This window comes from Nitrospira japonica, from assembly GCF_900169565.1.
Lineage (GTDB): Bacteria > Nitrospirota > Nitrospiria > Nitrospirales > Nitrospiraceae > Nitrospira_C > Nitrospira_C japonica_A.
Genome location: NZ_LT828648.1, coordinates 71,578 through 93,599, shown reverse-complemented (window position 1 = coordinate 93,599; position 22,022 = coordinate 71,578). Strand labels below are relative to the sequence as shown.

Genomic DNA, 22,022 nt, shown 5'->3' with positions numbered 1-22,022 from the left:
GCGGCGCGCGATTTTTGAGCTATCTATCACACTACAGATGCATTGCCTAGCCGTCGAATCCTTCCTTTGCCTCTTGATCCTTCCGCCGCATGTCTATAGAATGAGGCCGCTTTTCAGGCTCGTAGCTTCGCTTAGGACGTACCTGCACCACTCCGCGGTTTCCCCTTCTGATTTCCGTACCTTCGTTGGGTTGAAGCCACGGGTTATCGTGTGACGTGAGCGGCGTTTAACGATCAGGAGGCATCCCGTGAACGATTCAGCAATTGTCACGTTTGCGTTGATTGCGGCGGTGGCCGGCATCGCCTATGGCTTGTACCTTGCCATGTGGGTTTTCAAACTGAATGCCGGCAACGCGAAGATGCAGGAGATTGCCAAAGCCATTCAGGAGGGCGCGAGCGCCTATATGAATCGGCAGTACCGTACGGTAGCCATCGTGGCTGCCGTGCTGTTCGTCGTGCTGGCCGGGGCCGGGGCGGTTTCCGACAAATTCGGTATGTTGACGGCCATGGGGTTTTTGGTCGGGGCTGGCGCCTCTGCGTTGGCCGGCTATGTGGGCATGATCATCGCCGTTCGGGCGAACGTACGTACCGCGCAAGCTGCACATGACGGGATGAACGCGGCTCTGACGGTGGCGTTTCGTGGAGGCGCCGTCACCGGCCTCCTGCTGATCGGATTGGGGCTGCTGGCGATCACGGCTTTCTATACTATCGCTCAATCCATCTCCGGACAGGAAAAGGCGATTCACGCGCTCCTCAGTCTTGGTTTCGGAGGTAGTCTGATCTCGGTGTTTGCCCGGGTGGGCGGAGGTATCTATACCAAGGCGGCGGATGTGGGCGCTGACCTCGTCGGCAAAGTGGAAGCGGGGATTCCGGAGGATGACCCGCGAAATCCCGCGGTCATTGCGGACAACGTAGGCGACAATGTCGGCGATTGCGCGGGAATGGCGGCGGATCTGTTTGAAACGTACGCGGTCACGACGGTGGCTGCAATGGTCCTCGCCTTCACGCTGTTCAAGGGACAGAGCGCTCCGATTCTCTATCCGCTGGCTCTCGGAGGCATCACGATCTTTGCGACGATCATCGGCATTTTCTTCGTGCGAGTGGGGCCGAGCGGAGAGATCATGCCGGCTCTTTACAAAGGCCTTTTCGTGGCGGGCGGCATTGCCGCCGTGGCGTTTTTCCCGATTACCTCGAGCATCATGGATGGAGTCGGAGGGGTCGGCGCCGTCAATTATTACATCGCGGCCCTAATGGGTCTAATTGTGACCCTCGCGCTGGTCTTCATCACCGACTACTACACGTCCAAGAGTTATGCACCGGTCAAGTACATCGCGAAAGCCAGCGAAACGGGACATGCCACCAACATTATCGCCGGGTTGGCCGTCGGAATGCAGTCGACGGCGGCTCCGGTCGTCATGATCGCCGCGGCGATTCTCGCCAGCTATTGGATCTGCGGCGGCGCGGCTTCCGGCGGTCTGTATGGCGTGGCCGTTGCGGCGGTGTCGATGTTGTCGATGGCCGGAATCGTAGTCGCGATCGATGCCTTCGGACCCATTACCGACAATGCAGGCGGTATCGCGGAAATGTCCCATCTTGGGAAAGAAGTTCGGGACATCACGGATCCCCTGGACGCGGTTGGCAACACCACCAAGGCGGTCACGAAGGGATATGCCATCGGGTCGGCGGGTCTCGCAGCCGTGGTGCTTTTTGCGGAATACGCGAGGGAAGTGGCCGCACACAATCCGTCGTTGGCGGCCTTCGATTTGTCGGATCCCAAAGTGCTGGTCGGACTGTTCTTGGGCGGTATGTTGCCGTTTCTGTTCGGGGCATTATGCATGAAGGCGGTCGGAGAGGCCGGCGGGTTGATTGTTGAAGAGGTGCGCAGGCAGTTTCGGACCATCAAAGGGATTATGGAAGGGACGGGTAAGCCTGAGTACGGCACCTGCGTCGACATCGTCACGCAAGCGGCCATCCAGAAAATGATGATCCCCGGATTGATTCCGGTGGTCTCCCCCGTCATCGTCGGTCTCGTGCTCGGTCCTCAGGCACTGGGAGGCATGCTGGTGGGCAGTATCGTGACGGGACTATTCGTTGCGATTTCCATGACCAGCGGCGGAGGGGCTTGGGACAACGCAAAGAAATACATCGAAGAGCAGGGAAAGAAAGGAACCGAAACACACAAGGCCGCGGTAACAGGCGATACAGTTGGAGATCCGTACAAGGACACGGCAGGTCCGGCGGTCAATCCGATGATCAAGGTCATCAACATCGTTGCGTTGCTGATCGTTTCGCTGATCGTCCGGTAACCTCCAAGGGATTCTCGGGAGCCAGACGGACGAATGCCGTGCAGAGGTCTCTTCACGTTCTTGCGCTCTGCTTGACGGGCTCAAATCGCGTGGAGTAAGGTAAATACACGAACCACACACGGATCCACGAGACGGCCCCAGTTGTACGGGAGGTGCTCGCATGGAAAAGCAGGAGCGCAAACAAGAGCAGCGCAAAGACCCGCAGGCGAAGGAAGAGGTCAAGGCCAATCCGAAAGTCGTCGAGGCCGGAAAGAAACTGAAGGAAGATATCGATAAGTTGGTCGACGAGATCGACGATGTCCTTGAGAAGAATGCTGAAGAATTCGTGAAGAACTACGTGCAAAAGGGGGGGGAGTAACGGTCGTTCACCCGACCGGTTTCTCCTCCTCTCGTCTCCACCTCAAGCTTCCCCCTCCGGCTGATATATTCCAGGTTCGAACCCCCGTTCTCCGGTTTGACAAAGCGCGGATGACCTTATACTATCCGCTTAAAATCCGGCCGGTTACGCTTCTTTTGGCTCGGACTCCTACTCGAGGGTGGTATGAAGTCCAAGCTTTGGGTCTTCCGCGACATCGATCCCACGCACCGCGAATTCCTGGTACAGGCCTTGTCGATTTCGGCTGCAACGGCTTCCTTGCTCGTCGCGAGGGGAGTGACGACGCCTGACGAAGCCATATCCTGGATGTCCCATCAGCTTTCTCACGATCCGTATCTCATTCCTGATATGGAGCAGGCGGTCGAACGCCTGCGGCGGGCGGTGATCGACAACGAATCGATCTGTTTTTACGGGGATTACGATGTGGACGGCATGACCGCCACCAGCGTGTATCTTTCGTTCTTCGCCGGACTGGGGGCTCGGGTGCGCGCCTATGTGCCGCATCGCCTGCGCGAGGGATACGGGCTCAATGCGGGCGCGGTACGGCAGTTGCGGGCCGAAGGGACCTCGCTGCTGGTCACGTCCGATTGTGGCACCACCGCTCACCGTGAGTTGGCATTGGCCATGGAACTCGGGTTGGACGTCATCGTGACTGATCATCATCAGACGGACGAGCGGATGCCGCCGGCCGTGGCGGTCATGAATCCCCACCGGACGGACGCCCGGTATCCGTTTCGCGGACTCTGCTCGGCCGCCCTGGCCTATAAAGTGGTCGAAGCCTATCAGTCTCGCTATGGGGACGGCGGGATGCCGCTGGAATCGTTATTGGATTTGGTCGCCCTGGGTACGATTGCGGACGTCGTACCGCTCCAGGACGAAAACAAGGGATTTGTGAGGGCGGGATTGGTCCAGCTCTCGCGCGGCGCTCGCTGCGGTATCCGTGCGCTGAAGCAGGTTGCCGGCGTGACGAAGGAGTGTACCGCGGAAACCGTAGCGTTCAGGTTGGCTCCAAGACTTAATGCAGCCGGCCGATTGGATCATGCATTGCTCGGGGTGCAGCTCTTAACGACCGACTCGCCGTCGGAAGCGAGCCGGCTCGCCGATCGGCTTGAGCAACTCAACCGGGAACGGCAAGCGATTGAGGCCGAGGTACTCTCTGAAGCCATCGCCATGGTCAAACTGTTGGAACCGGAGTTGCCGGGTGCACTGGTGCTCGCCTCACGACGTTGGCATGTGGGGGTGGTGGGCATCGTCGCAGCGAGGTTGGTCGACCGCTACCACCGCCCCGCCGTGGTGATCGCCATCGACGACCATGGAGTGGGGAAGGGATCCGCGCGGACGGTCGGGAATTTCGATCTCTATGAGTCGTTATCCGTATGCCGAGATCTTCTCGACGCATTCGGCGGACATCCCAGCGCGGCAGGCGTCACGGTGCGCGAAACTCAATTAGCCGAATTCGGAGACCGGTTTGCGGCGATTGCAGGGGCATGGACGAACAGCCGTCCCGGCGAGCCAACGCTGCACGTGGACGCGGAATTGCGGCTGACCGACGTCACGACCCGATTGATTCAAGAAATCCATGCGTTCCATCCGTTCGGCGCCGGCAATCCCGAGCCGACCTTCGCGGTGAAGGGGCTCGAGATCATGGAGGCTCGCACCGTGGGAGAACGGCACCTGAAAATGACGGTGCGTCAAGGCCGCTCCCTGCCGTTTGATAGCATCGGGTTCGGGATGCGATCATTGGAAGATCGGGGAATCCCGTCCCGTTCCCCGGTCGACTTGGCCTTTCTGCCTGAAATGAACCGGTGGAACGGCTACGATCGGATCCAGCTCCGAATTCGCGACCTGCGCCCAAGCGTTCGGGAGTAGTGCGATGGTGTATGAAACAGTGACGGATCTAGACCAGCTGCTGGATCGAGTCAAGAGCTACCATGCCGACGCGGACTTGGGAGTCGTTCGCAAGGCCTACGAATTTTCGGCCCGGGCACACCAGGGCCAGCTCCGACGCTCCGGTGAGCCCTATCTTCAGCATCCCATCGCCGTGGCAGGCGTCCTCACGTCGCTGAAGACGGACGTGACGGCCATTGTGGCTGGTCTCCTTCACGATACCCTGGAAGATACGGTCGCGACGCCCGAGGAACTCGAAAAGGAGTTCGGCAAGGACGTCGTGCATCTCGTCGACGGCGTCACCAAGATCGGCAAGATCACGTTCAAGAGCTATGAGGAAAAGCAGGCGGAGAACTTCAGGAAAATGGTGCTCTCGATGGCGGACGACATCCGCGTCGTGCTCATCAAACTCGCCGATCGCCTGCACAACATGCGCACGCTGGAACATCTCAGCCCCGCGAAGCGGCAGGCCATCGCGCAGGAAACCTTGGAGATCTATGCGCCCCTCGCCAATCGCTTGGGAATCGGCTGGATCAAGAACGAACTCGAAGATCTCTGCCTGAAGCATCTGAAGCCGGACGTTTATGAGATGTTGCGGGTGCGCGTCGCCAAGCGGGACGAGGATCGGCAGCAGTACATTCAGGAAGTCATCGAATTGGTCAATCAGGCGATGCAGGAGAACGGGTTGTCGGGTCAGGTATATGGACGCCCCAAGCACCTGTACGGGATTTATCAGAAGATGAACAAGCAGGCCATTTCGTTCGAAGAAGTCTATGATCTGACGGCCTTGCGCATCGTCACCGACTCCAAGATGAGCTGCTATGCCTTGGTGGGCGTCATTCATTCGCTCTGGCGACCCGTTCCGGGGCGGTTCAAGGACTACATCGCCATTCCGAAGTCCAATCTGTACCAGTCGCTGCACACGACCGTGGTCGGCCCGAAGGGCGAACATGTCGAATTTCAAATCAGAACGGAGGACATGCACGGCGTAGCTGAATACGGTATTGCGGCGCATTGGAAATACAAAGAGCAGGGGCGTATCACGGACCGGGACAGCAAAGCGTTCGGCTGGCTGCATCAATTTGTGGAATGGCAGCGTGATCTGACCGACAACCGTCAGTTCATGGATTCCGTCAGGCTCGACCTTTTCCATGACGTCGTCTACGTCTTCACGCCCAAGGGAATCCTAAAGGAATTGCCGAAAGGTTCGACGCCGGTGGACTTTGCCTTTGCAATCCACACGGAAGTCGGCGACCACTGCGTCGGCGCCAAGGTCAATGGAAAGATTGTTCCGTTGAAGCATCAGTTGGAGAGCGGAGACACGGTCGAGATTCTGACCTCGCCGACCCAGACTCCGCATAAAGATTGGCTGAAATTCGTCCGTACGTCGCGTGCCAAAACCAAAATCAAACACTGGATCAAGGTCGAGGAGCAGAAGCGCAGCATCGAGATCGGGCGGCGTCTATTGGAATCGGAGTTTCGACGGCACGGGATGGCCCCTGCCCAGATGTTGAAATCAGCCGAGTTGCTGGATGTGGCGCAGCAGGCGGGATTTGATACGACCGATGATTTGGCGGCCGCGGTAGGGTTCGGCCATGTGCCGACGGCGCAGGTGATCGGCAAGCTGACGGCTGCCTCGACGCCGACCGAAGAGCGACCGACCGTACAAAAGGCGGTGTCCGGAAGAAGCGACGACAAGGGGGTCAAAGTCAGGGGGGCTCGGGATCTGTTGATGCAGCTGTCCCGGTGCTGCAATCCGGTGCCAGGCGATCGCATACTCGGATACATCACGCGTGGTCGCGGATTGACCATCCATGCCATCGATTGTCCGAACCTCGAAGCCTTGGACTACGACCGGGAGCGACTGGTCGAAGTGGAATGGGATTCGGCCACGCCCAGCACGCATGCCGTCAAAGTGTCGGTGATGGCGGTGGACAAAACCGGGGTGCTGGCCAACGTTTCGTCGGCCATTGCGGAATGCCGCGCCAATATCAGCCGGGCGGAGATCGCGACGCGCGAGGACCGCAAGGCCCTTCTCGACTTTATCATCGAGGTGTCCGGTACGCAGCACTTGGATCAGGTGTTGAAAGCGATCGAGCGGGTCGACGGAGTGATCACGGCCAGGCGAGTGCGTGCCTGGCAAGAGCGGTCATAACAAGGGAAAAGAGAACGGTATGTGAGCATCCCGGATCGACCGACCGTTCACGGGGTTTGAAACTGGAGTTTGGCTCCCCTCTCGATCTTGAGACGTTCCGCCTCTCCGCTTCCGAGTTCCAAGACATACAGCGCCGGATCATTCGGTTGATATTGGGGACAGCCGTCATCCGTCCTCGTGCAGGTGGGGACGTTGTGCGCGATATGAATGACCTGTTTTTTCTCGTTCATCCAGATGATATCGAGCGGTATCTTGGTATTCTTCATCCAGAAGGTCCAGGCTTGGGCTTGTTCGAACGTGAAAAGCATTCCACGGTCCCGAGGGAGATGTTCGCGGAACATCAGCCCTTCGGCCCGCTTTCGTTGGGTGTCGGCGACTTCCGCATGGATGATCGTGCCGTTTGGGAGGCGGATCTGGACCAAGCGATCATCCGCTTTCGTGACGGCGGGGTGGAGAACGAGCCAACCGAAAAGCGCTACGAGCAGCCAATGCGTCCGCATCGCGGGCATCCTATCGGGCTGACGGAAGGCAGTCAATACACCGAGACAGCCCATGTCGCCGCTTGAATTCAGCTGCGGGCTGTGCCATCCTCGCCGGTAAAGGAGCGACTTACAATGAAAGAAAAGCGCCGCGTCCTGTACAAGAAAGGGGTCTTTGTCTGCCCCAAGTGCCGCCAGTCGTATGTCCAGGAAAAATGGATCGAAGAATGGAGGATCCGCTGTCACAAGTGCGACTATCGCGGGACGCTGACGGAAGTCTCGGTCGAAGAGCACATGGATGAAGAAACCATCCGTCATTGATTGCCTGCTGTCCCGCCAATCCTGAATTCAGAGCGTTCCTCATGAAATTCCTGCCGGTTCTACTCGCCCTCTTCTTTGGTGTGTGTAGTTTCCCGAGCGTAAGCCTCCGAGCAGAAGAGGCATCCACTCCCTCTGTGAAAGTCCTGGTGACGTATCACTCGTTGTCCGGTCACACGGAGCGGATGGCGGAGGCCGTGGCCTCCGGCGCGAAAGAACTTCCCGGGACGCAGGTGCTACTCAAACGCGTAGGGGAGGTGACGGCCGAGGATCTGTTCTCGTCGGATGCCGTTGTCGTCGGATCGCCGGTGTATTGGTCGAACATGTCGGGAGAAGTAAAGTCGTTTTTCGACGACTGGCAGTTCAAGTTTGGCGTCTTTCCGGAGTTCAAGATGAAGAACAAGGTCGGTGCGGCCTTTGCGACCGGCGGACAGGTATCCGGCGGGAAGGAAGTGACCATGCTGACGATTCTTGCCGCGATGTTGGGCAATCAGATGATCGTCGTCAGCGGGGGCGGTGCGTTCGGCGCGTCAGCCACGACGGAAGGGGACAGTCCTGGAATCGATAAAGGGGAGCTTGCAGATGCCCGTCTGCTCGGTATGCGGGTCGCCGAAATCTCAGCGATGCTCAAACACGGACAAGCGAGGTAAGGAAGGTTTCGAAAGTGAGGGTCACGTGCGGACTTCGCTTGGCGAAGGAAGACGGTGTTCGCTGGTGGCGAGTTCGACGAACTCCTGAATATTCTTCGAGCAACGGCCGCAACAGCCGGCTTCTTTCAATCCAAACTTCGACTTGAGTTGGCAGGCCATCACAAGACCGGATCGACCCGCCGATCGTACGTCCGATTCCGTGATTCCTTTGCAGAGACAAATGTACATGAGCGCCTCACAGTCAATTGCCGATTATGAGAAGCATTCTCAGTATGCCACCGCAGGGCCATTCTGTCAAGTCCCATTCGCCGCATGAATTTCGTGAAATTCAGCGTCAAAGCTAGGCGAGGGTGGTCTCCAATTGAATGACCATCTCCTTGATCGTATCGAAGCCTGACTGCCAAAAACTCTGGGCAGTCATATCCACGCCCAGTTTTCTCAACATCTCATCGGGAGATTGAGACCCGCCGGTGCCGAGCAGGTCCAGATACTTCGGGACGAAATCCTGCCCTTGCTCCTGGTACATGCGGTAGAGCGCCAGAACGAGCAGATTGCCGAAGCTGTATGAATAACAATAGAACGGACTGGCGAAAATGTGGGGAATCGTGAGCCACTCCCACCGAAACTCGTCGGGAACGGTGACGGCTTTGCCGAACTGCCGGCGAAGTTCGGCGAGATAGGCCTGCGCGAGTTGATCGGCCGTCGCACCGTCGGCGATCATCCGATGAGCCATTCGCTCGAAGCGGACGAAGTACGCCTGCCGCAAGACCGTTGCGTACATATCGTCCAACTGGCTGAGGAGCAGTCCTTGGCGGACGTCCTTTCTGGCTTCCTGCCGCATGAGTGCGTCGGAAAGAATACGTTCGCCAAAGACCGACGCCGTCTCCGCGAGAGGCAATGTGGCGTGAAATGTAAACACGGAATGGTGCCCGGCCAGCATTCCGTGTGCGGCATGTCCCAGTTCATGGGCCATGGTCGCGATGTCTCGCGCGTCACCGGTGTAGTTCAATAGGACGTACGGGGTTCGTCCCGGTACGACACTGTAACAGTAAGCCCCGCCCATTTTCCCTGGTCTGGTCGCGGCGTCGATATGGCGCTCGCTGAAGACTTGGTCGACCAGGTCTGCCAGGCGGGGTGAAAAGCCCCGATAGGCTTCTCGTACCAGGGAGACTGCATCGCCATACGTGTATTTCTTCGATTCGGTCCGGTGCGGCGCATAGAGATGGTAGCGGCTCATGGGCTTGATCTTGCAGATCTTGGCCTTCAACTTGAAGTAGGTCTGAAAGACGTCCACGTTCTTGGCGCATGTCGAAAGCAGGGCCTCGACCGCTTCGTCCGGCACATCGTTCCCGAGATTCCGCGTTGCAATCGGGGAGGAGAATCCCCGGAGGGAAAGATTCTCGGATTTCCAGTCATTGACCAAAGTCTTGTATATTTCGCCCAGCAAGTCGCGCTGGGCCGAAAACACACGGTAGAATTCGGTATACGCTTCCTGTCGGACTGCGCTTTTCGGGCTTCGCACGTACGACATCAATTCTTCCCGGCTGACAACCTTCTTTCCCCCCCCATCGCGGATGGTGAAGGACAAGCCGTTCGTGACGACTTCATACAGCGTGTTGATCGCACTGCGTCCCGTGACGTTTTTGATGTTGATGACCTTTTCTTCCGGCTCGGAAAGCGTATGGGGTTTGTGCCGGCGAATCGTTTCCAGGTAGTAGCGCAGGTCATGCGAATCGGCCATGAGCCGGTTTGCGGAGGATTCGTCCAAGCTCTGCCACCAGAGTTCGAAGAACAGGAGGCGATTGTTGAGGGCGGCGAGACGTTCCTCGACGCGCGTTTTGAAGGACCGCGCATTCAGGTCCTTCGTGTTTCCCGAGAACCAGAGATAGGCATAGGCGCCGAGGCTCGAGGAACCCCGGGTCACGGCTTCCAGCGTCTTCAGAATCGATTGGAAAGCTTTGTCCGGTATTGCAGCGGACAGAGTCGGCCGCGCCGACTCGATTTGCGTGACGAGCGTATCGAGATCGGCGAGGTGTCGCTCGAATCGTTCCACGGGGTTTTCCAGGAGATCGGTAAGATTCCATCGGTCGGACACCGCGAAGTGTCGTGATCGCCGCCGAGCCGGGACCGTCGTCGCCATGTGTTCACTCCTTGCCGTAAAAGAAAGCCGAATCATATCACTCCCACTCCGCGGGCCGGGATAAAAAACGATGCCGACCGGGATCTGCGTGGATTGACAGTTTTCGGGTCGGATGTGAGAATCTTTCGATTCAGGACCCGACATGACCGATCAAGAACTCAATCGTGCCGTGCAGTATGTCATCGCCAGTACGTCGTACGGCCGTGATACCGTCGAATCCGTCCTCAGGACCGGCTTCAGGGAGTTGACGGAGTTGGCGCTTCAGACGACCCGGCGCTTCGAACGGGACTCGCTGCTGGAATATGTCGCGCAGTGGACCATCAAGCAGACGGGACAGCCTGAGCCGTTGGTCCGAGAGATCCTTGCATGCGCCGGCCGATGGATGGACGAAGCATGCGAAGAAGTCGCCGCACGCAACAACGACGAGAATCGATCGGCCCACGACGAGCACGGGAGAATGAACTGAGTTCTGATTCGGCGTTCCGATGCGGTGATGCCGCTCCATCCTTGCGGCATCGAGGGCTTATACGGTCGATGCGGCCTGTCCGCAAATCCGTCCGGCTGCTCCATGGCGCGCTTTCGTCCCAAACAGACGATCAAACTTGTCAATCAGCTCGTCCGCTTGAACGGCGCAGCGGAGGCCGTCAGCTGGACAGATGAGCCGGTGCTTCCTCGCGAGTTTCGGGAACGATATGCGATGCTGCAGCGACAATGCCGTGATCAATCGAGCCATCTGCGTCTCGGCCGGCTCATTCATCGGCTGATGCAGTATGACTATGGTGTCCGGGAATCGGCTCTTGCGGAGATGGAACTGGCTTCGCAGCTGATTCGTGTCGGTGCCGCCGTGATATTTCTGCCTGAATCCCAAGCCAAGACTGCGGATCTGGAGTGCCGTGTCGGGTCGGATCGATTTTTCGTCGAAGTCACCGCGATGGTGGGATCGCGCACGCCGAGACGGAATCCAATCGCCGGCCTAGCCCATGAGGGAGATAACCTGCCAGATCGGGGTGCGATTTTGATTCATCGCGTGCTTGCACGCGTTCGGCAGAAAGCCAAGCAACTTGCCGATTACGTCGATCCCGTCGTGCTCAGTCTTTCCATCCCTCGGGCGGAATTGCAGGGAGCCGGGTGGATTCGGCGAAGGAATGTCAGCCTCGATCTCAGGGCGATGGCCGGCTCGACGACCATGCTCTTGACCGGGCTCCGGCACCTCAGCGCCGTCTTGATCACGCTTTGGGACGTCGAACCTCTCCCCGTTAGTGCCGCAACCAGGCTGGCCAATGTCGACGTGCACGAGCGGAACGGCCGTCAGGCCGGCCATCCGCGTGTACGCCTGTTGATTCGCAATCCATCCGCCGCCACTCCCTTGACGGAGCGCCAACGGGATTCGTTCGATCGGTTGTTGTGAGACGGTGAGGATCAGGCCGGCAGGGAACTCTTCAGGCTCTCAAGATTCTTCGTCACCATCGCATCGCCGTTCTTGGCGGAGATGTCAATGCCTGTTGCCGCGATCTCCCGGCATTCGGCGTGGCGACCCAGCTTATGCAGCGATTGGGCAAGGGCGTAGTACGCGGCCGAGTACGTCGGCTTGACGGTAATGCACTGACGGAGCGCCGTCACGGCTTCTTCGAAATTGCCGTCGTCCATGTAGGCTTTCCCTAATCCGAACCACGCCACGTCATCGTTGGGATCCATGGCGAGGACTTTCTTGAGTGGTTCGATTCTTGGGTTAGGCATGAGCTGCTCCAACGTCCTGGTCGAACCGTAGCATGGGGCGGCGCAGATTGTCTATGCGCAACGGCGCGTGCTAATCTCAACAGCTGCGCTGTCTCGCACGAAGGCGTGTGAGGCGTGTCTTGCGGAGTTACGCTATGGGCAAGACCGGACTTGTCTATCATACCGCTTATCTCGACCACGACATGGGTGCGGGGCATCCCGAGTCGCCGAATCGGCTCCGTGCGATCATGCAGCAATTGGAGTATGGAGGCACGGCCGCTCGGCTTCTCAAGATCGAGCCGAGGAAAGCGGAGCACGAATGGGTCACGCAGATCCACGGCAGCCGGTACGTGACAGCCTTGGAAGACCGCGCTCCTTCCACCGGACGGGTGTCGCTGGATCCGGACACGTCGATGTCGCCGGGATCGTTGGCAGCCGCCTACCTGGCCGCGGGCGGGGTTTTGGCTGGGGTAGATGCCATCCTGGCCGCTCAGGTCGACCACGTATTTTGCGCCGTGCGGCCTCCCGGCCACCATGCGGAACGTGACCGCGCGATGGGTTTTTGCTTCTTCAATAACGTGGCGATCGCAGCGCGGTATGTTCAAAAGAAACACGGTCTCGCGAAAGTATTGATCGTCGACTGGGACGTGCATCATGGAAATGGAACGCAACATAGTTTCGAGGATGACCCGACCGTATTGTTTTTCAGCACGCACCAGTATCCGCATTATCCGGGGACCGGACGTGCGACCGAGCGGGGACGCGGAGCGGGAGAAGGCTTTACCGTCAACGTTCCTATGGAGCAGGGCGAAGGGGACGAAGCCTATCGCGATGCCTTCCTGAAGTCCCTGGTCCCGGCGGCGGATGCATTCAAGCCGGAGTTCGTGATCATCTCCGCCGGGTTCGATGCGCATCGGGATGATCCCCTGGCCGGCATGGGATTGACCGAAGCCGGCTATGCGGACTTGACGGGCATCGTCGCCGGTATTGCCAGGCGGCATGCCAGGGGGCGCATTCTTTCTTCGCTGGAGGGTGGTTATCATTTGCCGGCATTGGCCAATTCGGTGGAGGCCCACGTTCGGGCGCTCTTGGATGCGTGATGGCGGGACTTGCCGTGCGCCGGCAGGAGCGCACGTGAGCAAAAGGCCTGCTGAATTTCACAGAGGACAGGGAGGGCATTGAGAGGAGTTATGACACATCCGTTACTGATCGACACCGAAACTCTGCAGGGTAAATTGGGCCGGCCAGGGCTCGTCATCATCGATGTCCGCGGGAAAGCGGCGTACGAATTCGGCGGCCACATCCCTGGCGCCGTCAATTCGACCTGGCACGAGTATAGCGATCCGAACGCCGTGGCCAAAGGACTTCTGGATCCGGATCCGTCCCGCATGCAGCAGCGAATCCGTGCTTTGGGTATCAACGACGACAGCGAAGTCGTCATCTATTCGAATCCGTTCGACAACTGGGGAGATGAAGGACGCATGTTCTGGATGCTCGAGTATTTCGGGCACAAGAATCTGCGCATCCTCGACGGAGGGTGGGTCAAATGGATCGATGAACGTCGCCCCTTCGAACATGGCCGGGTCAACGTCAAACCCGGCACCTTCGTCATCCGGATCAATAAGGACGCCGCGATCCTGAAGGACGAGCTTCGAGCAGTGGTGAAGCAGTCCCATCCGCAAGTCGTGATCGTCGATGCGAGGAGTCTCGAGGAGTTTCTGGGGAAGGAAGTCTCCGGTATCCCACGAGCCGGCCATATCCCTTCCGCCATCAACATCGCATGGAACGGATTTCTGAACCAAAATGCCACCGTCAAGGATCTCCAAGCGATCCAATCCGGCCTGGAGGACAAGGGCCTGCATCCGGACCAGGAGATTGTGTGTTACTGCACCGGTGGCGTCCGGTCGGCTTGGTTGTATGTGGTGCTCAAATTGGCGGGCTTTCAAAAGGTGCGCAACTATGCCGGATCCTGGTGGGAATGGAGCCGCGATTTCGCCTGTCCGGTGGAGAAAGATTTTCAAGGCCTGCAAAAAGTCCTGGGGGTCGATGCGCCGGCCCGGCCGTCTTGACAGCTAAAAAACGGCTGTGTAAGGTGAACACATTAGCAGTCCTTATCCATCTCTCTCTCTCATCGAACGGATAACCATAAGAGGAGGTCCCATGAAAGTGACTATCCAACGCGGAGCGCTTCTGCTGGCAGCTGTGGCATTGCTCGGCATGCCGCTGGTTGCTCAGGCGGACAACAAGCATGTGAGCGAAGCCGTGGAACATGCAAAGGAAGCGGTAGAGCACGGTAAGCAGGGTCATGCGGATGCATTGACGAAGCACGCGGAAGGCGCGCTCAAGCATGCCCAGGCAGCGCAAAAGGACACGAAGAATCCGCATCTGGACGAAGGGGTCAAGCATCTTCAGGAAGCGGTGGAACATGGGAAAGCCGGGCATGCCGATGTGGCCACGAAACATGCCGAAGGCGCCGTGACTCACCTGTCCGAGGTGAAGTAAGCCGCGCTGAACATTGTTCCGTACGGTTTGTGGGTTGTAGTCTAGCGGGCAGGGACCAGTGGTCCCTGCCCGTTTCTGTCTCAGGGAATCACCCGCTCTTCCGTGTTCGAGTGAAAAGGGACTTGTCGTGCGCATCGGCTACTACCAAAGCAATCCGGAATTCGGCGAGACCTCGGCGAACCTGGAACGGATCTCGGCCCAGCTCGACGCGATCGAGGCCGATCTGATTGTCTTGCCGGAACTCTGCGTGTCCGGCTATCAGTTCGTTTCGCAGTCGGAAGTGCGAAACCTAGCCGAATCCATTCCGGACGGACCCACCACGGCGCGTCTGATCGAAATCGCGCGCAAGAAGCACATGGTCATCGTTGCGGGCCTTGCGGAACGGGCCGGTTCCCTCCTGTATAACTCCGCCGTGGCGGTCGGTCCCACCGGCTTCATCGGAGCGTACCGGAAGACCCATTTGTTTTCCGAAGAGACGTTGTTCTTCACGCCCGGCGATACGGGCTTCCGCGTGTGGGATATCGGCCCGGCCAGGATCGGGGTGATGATCTGTTTCGATTGGTATTATCCGGAGTCGGCTCGCGCGTTGGCGCTGAGGGGTGCCGATATCATCTGCCATCCGTCGAATCTGGTGTTGCCGAACTGTCCAGACTCCATGCCCGTCCGTTGTCTTGAGAATCGCGTCTTCTCCGTGACGTGCAATCGTACCGGAATGGAATCCCGCGGGGGCAAGGCTCCGCTCGTGTATATCGGCAACAGCGAGATCGTCAATCCGCGAGGGGAAATCCTCTGCCGGTCGCCGCGCGACCGGGAAGATGTCTGTATCATCGAGATAGACCCATCCGAGGCCCGCGATAAGGCGGTGACTCCGTATAATGATCTCCTTCGCGATCGACGGGATTCTCTCTATCAATAGTCGCCTCGCCATAATCGCTCGGAAGAATCCGCGATGATCAATCCGCACGCATCGTGATTGCAGACGACGCGTCGGACAATCGTCTTCGCCGTCGCCGGCGGAGGGACGATCGGCTTGCGTGTGCCGTGATGGCGCGATAGGATAAGCCGTATGCAACTCCCCCTAGGCAAGGGCATCTTCCTCATCGCAGCTCCGACGCTTCGCGACCCGAATTTCCGTCAAACCGTGGTGCTGCTGTGCGAGCACGGTGCGGACGGCGCGTTGGGAGTCGTCGTGAATCGTCCGACCGCCATGTCCGTATCGGAGGCCTTGCCTCACGTTCCGGTTCTGGAGGGACAGCGGCACGTGCTGTTCTCAGGAGGGCCCGTCCAGCCGAATCAGGTCATGCTGTTGTATCGGCTGAACCAGATGCCGGACAATTCACATCATGTGTTTGACGGCGTGTGTCTGGGCGGCGATGTCGAACTGGTCGATCGGATTCTGACCACCAATCAAGGGCGAGAGGCGTTTCGAGCCTATGTCGGATATTCCGGATGGGGACCAGGACAGCTTGAGTCGGAAATGAAAACCGGCTCCTGGATTACCATCCCGGCGGATCCGAACATCGTCTTCGAGAAAGACCCCTTGCGTATTTGGCCTGATATCGTGAGCGCATTGGGCGAAGAGTATCGGCACTATGCCGATATGCCCATCGATCCCTGCCTGAACTAGGAATTCAGCGGTCCGCTATCAGCCCATCCGACGCTCGCGTGAGCGTGTCTCCCGGCGCTGAGTTCCCCGCACCCTTGGATCGCTTCCCATGACGGTCCGGTCCTCACATTGCGGCGAGCCGTACCTCGATGGTACGCTGCCGCCGATGCGACGGTCTGTAGCCGCACAGCGAAGCCGGATTTTTCTCAACATGATACTGGCGGTCGGCATCGGCGCGGGCGCGTCCGGATGCGGCGTGGCTTATACGATCGTCAAATCGGAATCCAAGCTCGATCGCCTTGCGGTTCCCATGACGAAGGCGCAGATTATCGAGGAAATCGGCCGCCCCGACCGGGTTCTGCGTGACGACGGGCGCCTGCTCGTGTGGGAGTATTCGCTGACGGCGCGCAAGCAATGGTTGTACGAACTCGCGCTCTGTCCCATCTCGGTCTGGATCGGCGGTTGTCTCTTCTATCCGTTCACGAATATCGCGGCGGACCAGCAACGGGAATATCCGCATCACGTGGTCATGGTGAACGAGGAATTGTGCGCCTGGGGGCCGCCCGCGGCCATCCTGCAGCGGAGGAAAGCCTGTGTCGCGACCGGGGTGCAGGCTGTTCAGGCGGTCAACGGCCGCTTCGAACCCGTCGTGACCGGCAACGGTCCCATCGATCGTGAGAACATCGATCGCTATCGCACGATGGCGGTCATGTTGTTCGAAGACGCGGCGGGTGCGCGCGGATCGGGCTCTCGTGTGACCGGAATCGTCACGACCTTGATGCTCGACCTGGACATCCACATGGTGGAGCGGGCCAAGCTGGACGAAGTGCTGAAAGAGCAGGTCATTCAGCTCACTCATGCGGACGATGCCAACGTGCTGAAAGTGGGCAGACTGGTCGGCGCACAGGCCATCATCGTCGGCGAGGTGCAGCAGTGGGAACGACGTCCCCAGGACCGCATGCACAGCGTCTCGCTGGCGCTGCGCATGATCGACGTCGAAACCGGCCTGTTGCTGTTCAACGGCGAGGGCCATTTGACGGATCCCACGACCGACGATCCCGAGGGGTCTGCGCGGCTGATCGTCCACCGCATTCTCACACGATTCGGCGCGCAGACGGGACTGCTCGGATCCGGTCGGATCGGCGTGAACTGGGAACTGCTCGAGGAACGAGGGACACGCTTCTATCTGGTACGCGAGCTTCGCACCGGGCTGCCGGGCGAAAAGGCGGGCCTCAAGGTCGGCGACCGGATCGTGGCCTGCAACGGCGCGTCGCTGGCGACGGCGAGGAACGAGCGCGACGCCAAACGCCTTTGCCATGTGGATGCCGGCGAGATTCTGGAGCTGGAGGTGCGCCGCACCGACGAGCCGTTGCACCTGATGGTGACGGCGGACAAGCGGCCGGGATTATAGCCGGTCCGTTTTGCCGGGGCCGGCGTACGGTTGGGACTGTGTCGTGAGGATGATCCAAGGAGCGCTATGACCGAACGAAAGTTTTCGCAGTCCGGAACCGAAGCGTTGCTGAAGAAACTCCATGAACGGCCGCAGACGCCGTTGGCCGAATGGCTCAGAGCTCCCGCGCACGTCCACTACATGGCGTTCAGGATGTCGGATCCTCCGGTGCAACGCAAAGCCAGCCGGGAGGAATTCGAGTCGATCCTGTCCGCGTTCTCCGTGCCGGATGACCACATCTTTCTCCATGAGACGTTCGGCTACGGCGTCAAGGAAACGGCGACCGGCGAGCGATTGATCATCGTCTGGCAGGCCCATACCGAGTATTACAATTATCAGCTCTGGCATTTGCCTCTCCCGACATGGGCCGAGGCGGCATTCGGATCCTTGACCTTTCCCGGCTATCAATTTCCGGTGACCCCGCTCGGCACGGAAGTGTGCCGGCTCGACATCCTGCTCACGTTGGATGCGGTACCTTCTCGCGAGCGCATGAAATCATTACTGCCGGGCCCGGTGGTCTACGGGAGCCGGGTCCTCGACGAGCAGACCACGGTGGTGACGAGTTTTACTCCGGACGAGCAGGGGCGCGAGCGGTATTGGGTCAGCGTGGGACAGCCGCAGGGCGTCGCATCGCGTCTGAAAGACATCGTCGATGCCGTCGTCCGGATTGAAACCTACTACCATCTCTTGCTGATGCAGAAGCCGTTGTTCTCCGCCGCCGTGGATCAGGTGTATAAATTCGAACAGGTCCACCTGAAGCAACGCGAAGTGATCAGTGGCCACATCGGCCATGCGGATTCGCAGACATTGCAGCGCTGGCTGAACAGCCTCACGCAAGATCTTCTCAAGACCAACCGCATCGCCGGCCGGCTCCACTTTGAACTGTCCGCCTCGTTGCCGTACGACAAGATCGTTCACGCGACATTGAACTCCCTGGCCGAGCGTCCGATCGATTCCTATCGGCCCGTGTCCGACTACGTGCTCGGAGGGATCACGGGCGTCGCGGAAGGCTACCAACAGCTGCTCCGGCGCATCGATACCCTGCGGGGCGGGTTTGAAGGCATCATCTCGATCATACGCGCGCGCGTCGATCTGATTCTCGAAGCCCAGAATCTCGCGCTTCTGCAAAGCGTGGACAAGACCACCAAGAGCCAGGTGATCCTCCAGCATACAGTCGAGGGCCTGTCGGTGATCGTCATCGCCTATTACCTGGCGGGATTGGCCGGGTACATTCTCAAGGGACTCTACGAAGCCGGCCTGATCAAGAACGCCAATATCGCCTCAGCGGTATTCGTTCCCATCGCCATTGGACTGGCGTTTGTCATCACGACGGTCAGCAGGACATATCTGCATCGCAAATTGGCCGGTGGGCATGCTCCGCAAGAAGAGCATAAGGATGATCCGCAGGCCGGCTGACGAGAGCGATCGAAATGTGGTGAGCCAGACCCTTCTCAGGTCGCAGCCGTCGCGGCCAGGGACTCCGCCAGAAATCTTCCCGTGTGCGACGCCGCTGTTGTTGCCACCTGTTCAGGCCTTCCTTCCGCCACGATCCGGCCGCCTGCGTCGCCCCCCTCCGGTCCGAGATCCACGATCCAGTCGGCGGACTTGATCACGTCCAAGTTATGCTCGACCACGAGCACCGTATTGCCGGCATCGACGAGTCTGTGGAGCACCGCCAACAGTTTCTTCACGTCGTCGAAGTGGAGTCCGGTCGTCGGCTCGTCCATGATGTACAGCATGCCGGGCGACTGGCTCCGCTCACGGTGATGCCCGTCGTTGCGCGTTCCTCCGGGAAGGGGGGCTGTCCTCCGGTGAGACGATCCGCCGTTCATGGCCAATTCAGCCGCGATCTTGAGCCGTTGGGCCTCGCCTCCGGAGAGCGTCGTAGCGGATTGTCCCAGCCGCAGGTACCCCAGGCCGATGGAAGAGAGGAGATGCAGGCGCTCCTGGAGTTTGGGCACCCCGGCGAAAAAGGACATGGCCTCGTCCGCCGTCATCGCGAGCACCTCGGAGATGTTTTTCCCGCGATGGCGAACGGTCAGGACCTCGGGTTTGAATCGTTTCCCCTCGCACACCTCGCAGGGGACGTACATGTCCTCGAAAAAGTACATCTCCAGCTTTTCCACTCCGCTGCCCTCGCAGCGTTCGCAACGCCCTCCCGCCGCATTGAACGAGAAATGTCCGGGCGTGAAGCTCCGGCGGAGGGCTTCCCGTTCGGAGGCAAACAGCCGCCTGATCTCCTCAAAGGCTTTCAGATAGGTAATGGGATTCGATCTCGGTGTCCGTCCGATCGGCTGCTGGTCGATCATCCGGACGCCGCTCAGATGCTCGATCCCTTTAATGGCGGCGAATCGCCCCATCGACAGCGATTCCACGCGAAACGCACGGGCCAGCGCGCGATAGAGGACGTCTTCGACCAGTGTGCTCTTGCCGGATCCGGATACTCCGGTCACGCAGATCAGCATGTGGAGCGGCAGTCTGACGAGGAGATCTTTTAGGTTGTGCTCGCTCGCGCCGGCAACGACCAGTAGCTTGCCGTTGCCGCGACGGCGCGTCTTCGGCACCGGAATCTGGTCTTCCCCGCGAAGATACCGGGCCGTGATTGCTCTGCGGTCCGTCAGAAAATCCTTTACCGGAGCGGCACAGACGACTTCACCGCCTTTCTCCCCGGACTGTGGCCCCAGTTCCACGACGTAGTCGGCGGACTCGATCATCCGGCGGTCATGTTCGACGACCACAACGGTGTTTCCGGCGGACGCGAGGTCCCTGAGGATCTCCGCGAGCAGGGCAGTGTCCCTCGCATGCAGTCCGATGGTCGGTTCGTCGAGGACGTACAGCGTGCCGACCAACCTGGCGCCAAGCTGATTGGCCAACGAGACTCGTTGCGCCTCGCCGCCCGAGAGGGTTTTGGTCTGCCTGGCCAGGGTCAGGTAGCCGAGACCCACTCGAGTGAGGAATCCCAACTTGGCGCGGAGGTGTCTGAGCAGGTCCGCGGCGATCTCGATCTCGAACGGACTCAGGGCCAGGTCGTTCAGCCAGGCAGTCGCGCGTTCGACGGTCATCTCGGCGATGTCGTGGATGTCCCTGCCGCCTATTTTTACGCAGCGAGCAGCCGGTTTCAGGCGGCTGCCGTGACAGCTCGGGCAGGTGACGGGCGTGCGATAGCGGCTCAGGAGTACGCGCACGTGCAGCTTGTAGCGTTTCCCTTCCAGGTAGGTGAAGAAATCGTTGATACCGTCGAAGGACTTGTCCCCCTTCCAGAGGAGGTCGCGAACCGGTTGAGGCAGGTCCTTGAAGGGAGCCGAGATGGCAATTCCTTGTCGCTTCATGGCCAGCAACATCTGTTTCTGCCACCAGTCTGTGCCGGCCTTGCTCCAGGGCTCGATGGCCCCCTGGGCGAGAGACTTGCCGTGATCGGGAATCACCAGGTCGGGATCGTATCGCAAGACGTTGCCGAAGCCTTTGCATTCGGGGCAGGCGCCGAGCGGGTGGTTGAACGAAAACAAAACGGGCCTCGGGAGCTCGAAGGTCCGTCCACAGCGTTGGCAGAGGAATCCGCTGCTGTAGGTCTGCATGCCGGTCCCGATCACGTCTACGGCGCAATAACCTTCACCTTCTCGAAATGCGGTTTCCACCGCTTCCGCAAGACGGGACCGATTGTCCCGTCCCAAGACCAGACGGTCGAGGACGACGTACAGGCCGTCCTGCGTTTGGGGGAGCAGCCGCGGCGCGTCGTGTAAATCGACGATGTCGTCTCCGGCTTTGAGGCGGGCATAGCCCCTGGTCAGCAGGGACTGCCGGAAGGCCTCCTCCTGTTTGGCGACGGGCGGCTTGATGGGGAAGAGAATCAAAGCTCGCGCGCCGGAAAAACGGCCGAGCAGATCGTCGATGACGCTGTCCGGGTGAAACGCCCGGGCTTCCACTCCGCAATCCGGACAGACCGGCCTGCCGATCTTCGCGAACAGCAGGCGCAGCAGATCGGCGATCTCGGTGGAGGTTCCGACGGTCGAGCGTGCGGTCCGCACCTGATTTTTCTGCTCGATGGCGATGGCCGGACGGACGTTGAGAATGCGGTCGACGTCGGGACGGGAGACTTTTTCGAGAAACATCCTGGCATAAGTCGAAAGGGATTCGACATAGCGCCATTGGCCTTCGGCATACAGCGTATCGAACGCCAACGATGATTTCCCTGATCCGGACAAACCCGTGACGGCGGTGACTTGGTCGTGAGGCAGCGTGAGGGAAATATTTTTGAGATTGTTCTGCCGCGCCCCTTCGACGATCAGGCTGCGAACCGCGGATTGAGGCTCCATAGGCGGGACACGCCCTCCTTCTGTGCAGAAGCGAGACCGGTCATCCTAGCAAGAGCCGGCGGCGTCTTCAACGAAGGGGCGTCGCCATAGGGGGGCGGAAGGAATCCTGCTTTGTCTTGGGGATT

Annotated in this window: 20 protein-coding genes; 15 read left to right on the top strand and 5 right to left on the bottom strand. The window is 59.4% G+C overall.

The window, feature by feature from the left end; all coding sequences use genetic code 11:
* The first annotated feature begins 247 nt into the window (after positions 1–247).
* The 4 genes from NSJP_RS00455 to NSJP_RS00440 all read left to right on the top strand — a co-directional run bounded on the left by NSJP_RS00455 (position 248) and on the right by NSJP_RS00440 (position 6,723).
* Positions 248–2,305 (top strand): sodium-translocating pyrophosphatase, encoded by a 2,058-nt coding sequence (locus NSJP_RS00455; RefSeq protein ID WP_080884986.1) that lies wholly within the window; start codon positions 248–250, stop codon positions 2,303–2,305.
* A 160-nt stretch (positions 2,306–2,465) separates the two neighbouring features.
* Positions 2,466–2,663: a ubiquitin-like protein Pup gene (locus tag NSJP_RS00450; protein ID WP_080884985.1), complete on the top strand. Its 198-nt coding sequence runs from the start codon at positions 2,466–2,468 to the stop codon at positions 2,661–2,663.
* Positions 2,664–2,846: 183 nt separating this feature from the next.
* Complete coding sequence (gene recJ / locus NSJP_RS00445; RefSeq protein WP_080884984.1) at positions 2,847–4,550, top strand: single-stranded-DNA-specific exonuclease RecJ; 1,704 nt, start codon at positions 2,847–2,849, stop codon at positions 4,548–4,550.
* 4 nt (positions 4,551–4,554) lie between these two features.
* Positions 4,555–6,723: a RelA/SpoT family protein gene (locus NSJP_RS00440; protein ID WP_080884983.1), complete on the top strand. Its 2,169-nt coding sequence runs from the start codon at positions 4,555–4,557 to the stop codon at positions 6,721–6,723.
* A 47-nt stretch (positions 6,724–6,770) separates the two neighbouring features.
* Here the strand turns inward: NSJP_RS00440 and NSJP_RS19435 are convergent, their stop codons facing one another.
* Complete coding sequence (locus NSJP_RS19435) at positions 6,771–7,223, bottom strand: DUF192 domain-containing protein (protein WP_172834057.1); 453 nt, start codon at positions 7,221–7,223, stop codon at positions 6,771–6,773.
* 114 nt (positions 7,224–7,337) lie between these two features.
* Between NSJP_RS19435 and NSJP_RS19430 the strand changes: the two genes are divergently transcribed.
* Together NSJP_RS19430 and NSJP_RS00430 are read left to right on the top strand one after the other, a co-directional pair.
* Positions 7,338–7,523 (top strand): hypothetical protein, encoded by a 186-nt coding sequence (locus NSJP_RS19430; RefSeq protein ID WP_172834056.1) that lies wholly within the window; start codon positions 7,338–7,340, stop codon positions 7,521–7,523.
* 134 nt (positions 7,524–7,657) lie between these two features.
* Positions 7,658–8,170 carry a flavodoxin family protein gene (locus NSJP_RS00430; protein WP_172834055.1) on the top strand — a complete coding sequence of 171 codons (513 nt, stop codon included), beginning with the start codon at positions 7,658–7,660 and terminating at the stop codon, positions 8,168–8,170.
* 21 nt (positions 8,171–8,191) lie between these two features.
* Here NSJP_RS00430 and NSJP_RS19950 read toward each other — a convergent pair whose 3' ends face one another.
* Positions 8,192–8,398, bottom strand: coding sequence for a (2Fe-2S)-binding protein (locus NSJP_RS19950; RefSeq protein WP_080884980.1), 207 nt, complete (start codon positions 8,396–8,398; stop codon positions 8,192–8,194).
* A gap of 112 nt (positions 8,399–8,510) precedes the next feature.
* Positions 8,511–10,310, bottom strand: a complete 1,800-nt coding sequence (locus NSJP_RS00420) for a M3 family oligoendopeptidase (protein WP_080884979.1) — start codon at positions 10,308–10,310, stop codon at positions 8,511–8,513.
* Between the two features lie 142 nt (positions 10,311–10,452).
* Here NSJP_RS00420 and NSJP_RS00415 point away from each other — a divergent pair, with 142 nt between their 5' ends.
* Both NSJP_RS00415 and NSJP_RS00410 read left to right on the top strand, forming a co-directional pair.
* Positions 10,453–10,776 carry a hypothetical protein gene (locus tag NSJP_RS00415; protein ID WP_080884978.1) on the top strand — a complete coding sequence of 108 codons (324 nt, stop codon included), beginning with the start codon at positions 10,453–10,455 and terminating at the stop codon, positions 10,774–10,776.
* A 27-nt stretch (positions 10,777–10,803) separates the two neighbouring features.
* Positions 10,804–11,718 carry a hypothetical protein gene (locus NSJP_RS00410; RefSeq protein WP_080884977.1) on the top strand — a complete coding sequence of 305 codons (915 nt, stop codon included), beginning with the start codon at positions 10,804–10,806 and terminating at the stop codon, positions 11,716–11,718.
* Positions 11,719–11,729: 11 nt separating this feature from the next.
* On the opposite strand, the gene NSJP_RS00405 is transcribed toward NSJP_RS00410, so the two are convergent.
* Positions 11,730–12,047 carry a tetratricopeptide repeat protein gene (locus NSJP_RS00405; RefSeq protein WP_080884976.1) on the bottom strand — a complete coding sequence of 106 codons (318 nt, stop codon included), beginning with the start codon at positions 12,045–12,047 and terminating at the stop codon, positions 11,730–11,732.
* Positions 12,048–12,181: 134 nt separating this feature from the next.
* On the opposite strand from NSJP_RS00405, the gene NSJP_RS00400 reads away from it, so the two are divergent.
* From NSJP_RS00400 to NSJP_RS00370, 7 genes are all read left to right on the top strand, one after another.
* Entirely contained in the window at positions 12,182–13,126 is a 945-nt protein-coding gene (locus tag NSJP_RS00400) for a histone deacetylase family protein (RefSeq protein WP_080884975.1), read from the top strand.
* A 90-nt stretch (positions 13,127–13,216) separates the two neighbouring features.
* Positions 13,217–14,095: a sulfurtransferase gene (locus tag NSJP_RS00395; protein ID WP_080884974.1), complete on the top strand. Its 879-nt coding sequence runs from the start codon at positions 13,217–13,219 to the stop codon at positions 14,093–14,095.
* 91 nt (positions 14,096–14,186) lie between these two features.
* Entirely contained in the window at positions 14,187–14,528 is a 342-nt protein-coding gene (gene smbP / locus NSJP_RS00390; RefSeq protein WP_080884973.1) for a small metal-binding protein SmbP, read from the top strand.
* A gap of 127 nt (positions 14,529–14,655) precedes the next feature.
* Positions 14,656–15,444 carry a nitrilase-related carbon-nitrogen hydrolase gene (locus NSJP_RS00385; RefSeq protein WP_080884972.1) on the top strand — a complete coding sequence of 263 codons (789 nt, stop codon included), beginning with the start codon at positions 14,656–14,658 and terminating at the stop codon, positions 15,442–15,444.
* A 150-nt stretch (positions 15,445–15,594) separates the two neighbouring features.
* Positions 15,595–16,155 (top strand): YqgE/AlgH family protein, encoded by a 561-nt coding sequence (locus NSJP_RS00380; protein ID WP_080884971.1) that lies wholly within the window; start codon positions 15,595–15,597, stop codon positions 16,153–16,155.
* 145 nt (positions 16,156–16,300) lie between these two features.
* Positions 16,301–17,545, top strand: a complete 1,245-nt coding sequence (locus tag NSJP_RS00375; protein WP_172834054.1) for a PDZ domain-containing protein — start codon at positions 16,301–16,303, stop codon at positions 17,543–17,545.
* 66 nt (positions 17,546–17,611) lie between these two features.
* Complete coding sequence (locus NSJP_RS00370; protein ID WP_080884969.1) at positions 17,612–19,000, top strand: DUF3422 family protein; 1,389 nt, start codon at positions 17,612–17,614, stop codon at positions 18,998–19,000.
* A 35-nt stretch (positions 19,001–19,035) separates the two neighbouring features.
* On the opposite strand, the gene uvrA is transcribed toward NSJP_RS00370, so the two are convergent.
* Positions 19,036–21,897, bottom strand: a complete 2,862-nt coding sequence (gene uvrA, locus NSJP_RS00365; RefSeq protein WP_080884968.1) for an excinuclease ABC subunit UvrA — start codon at positions 21,895–21,897, stop codon at positions 19,036–19,038.
* Positions 21,898–22,022: the final 125 nt, after the last annotated feature.

Bases quoted from the DNA above. Each gene is read 5' to 3' on its own strand.
- NSJP_RS19950 (WP_080884980.1), bottom strand. From the start codon at position 8,398: ATGTACATTTGTCTCTGCAAAGGAATCACGGAATCGGACGTACGATCG.
- NSJP_RS00395 (WP_080884974.1), top strand. From the start codon at position 13,217: ATGACACATCCGTTACTGATCGACACCGAAACTCTGCAGGGTAAATTG.
- uvrA (WP_080884968.1), bottom strand. From the start codon at position 21,897: ATGGAGCCTCAATCCGCGGTTCGCAGCCTGATCGTCGAAGGGGCGCGG.
- NSJP_RS00405 (WP_080884976.1), bottom strand. From the start codon at position 12,047: ATGCCTAACCCAAGAATCGAACCACTCAAGAAAGTCCTCGCCATGGAT.
- NSJP_RS00440 (WP_080884983.1), top strand. From the start codon at position 4,555: ATGGTGTATGAAACAGTGACGGATCTAGACCAGCTGCTGGATCGAGTC.
- NSJP_RS00420 (WP_080884979.1), bottom strand. From the start codon at position 10,310: ATGGCGACGACGGTCCCGGCTCGGCGGCGATCACGACACTTCGCGGTG.
- NSJP_RS00400 (WP_080884975.1), top strand. From the start codon at position 12,182: ATGGGCAAGACCGGACTTGTCTATCATACCGCTTATCTCGACCACGAC.
- NSJP_RS00415 (WP_080884978.1), top strand. From the start codon at position 10,453: ATGACCGATCAAGAACTCAATCGTGCCGTGCAGTATGTCATCGCCAGT.
- recJ (WP_080884984.1), top strand. From the start codon at position 2,847: ATGAAGTCCAAGCTTTGGGTCTTCCGCGACATCGATCCCACGCACCGC.
- NSJP_RS00375 (WP_172834054.1), top strand. From the start codon at position 16,301: ATGCGACGGTCTGTAGCCGCACAGCGAAGCCGGATTTTTCTCAACATG.
- smbP (WP_080884973.1), top strand. From the start codon at position 14,187: ATGAAAGTGACTATCCAACGCGGAGCGCTTCTGCTGGCAGCTGTGGCA.
- NSJP_RS00380 (WP_080884971.1), top strand. From the start codon at position 15,595: ATGCAACTCCCCCTAGGCAAGGGCATCTTCCTCATCGCAGCTCCGACG.
- NSJP_RS19435 (WP_172834057.1), bottom strand. From the start codon at position 7,223: ATGCGGACGCATTGGCTGCTCGTAGCGCTTTTCGGTTGGCTCGTTCTC.
- NSJP_RS19430 (WP_172834056.1), top strand. From the start codon at position 7,338: ATGAAAGAAAAGCGCCGCGTCCTGTACAAGAAAGGGGTCTTTGTCTGC.
- NSJP_RS00450 (WP_080884985.1), top strand. From the start codon at position 2,466: ATGGAAAAGCAGGAGCGCAAACAAGAGCAGCGCAAAGACCCGCAGGCG.
- NSJP_RS00370 (WP_080884969.1), top strand. From the start codon at position 17,612: ATGACCGAACGAAAGTTTTCGCAGTCCGGAACCGAAGCGTTGCTGAAG.
- NSJP_RS00410 (WP_080884977.1), top strand. From the start codon at position 10,804: ATGCCGCTCCATCCTTGCGGCATCGAGGGCTTATACGGTCGATGCGGC.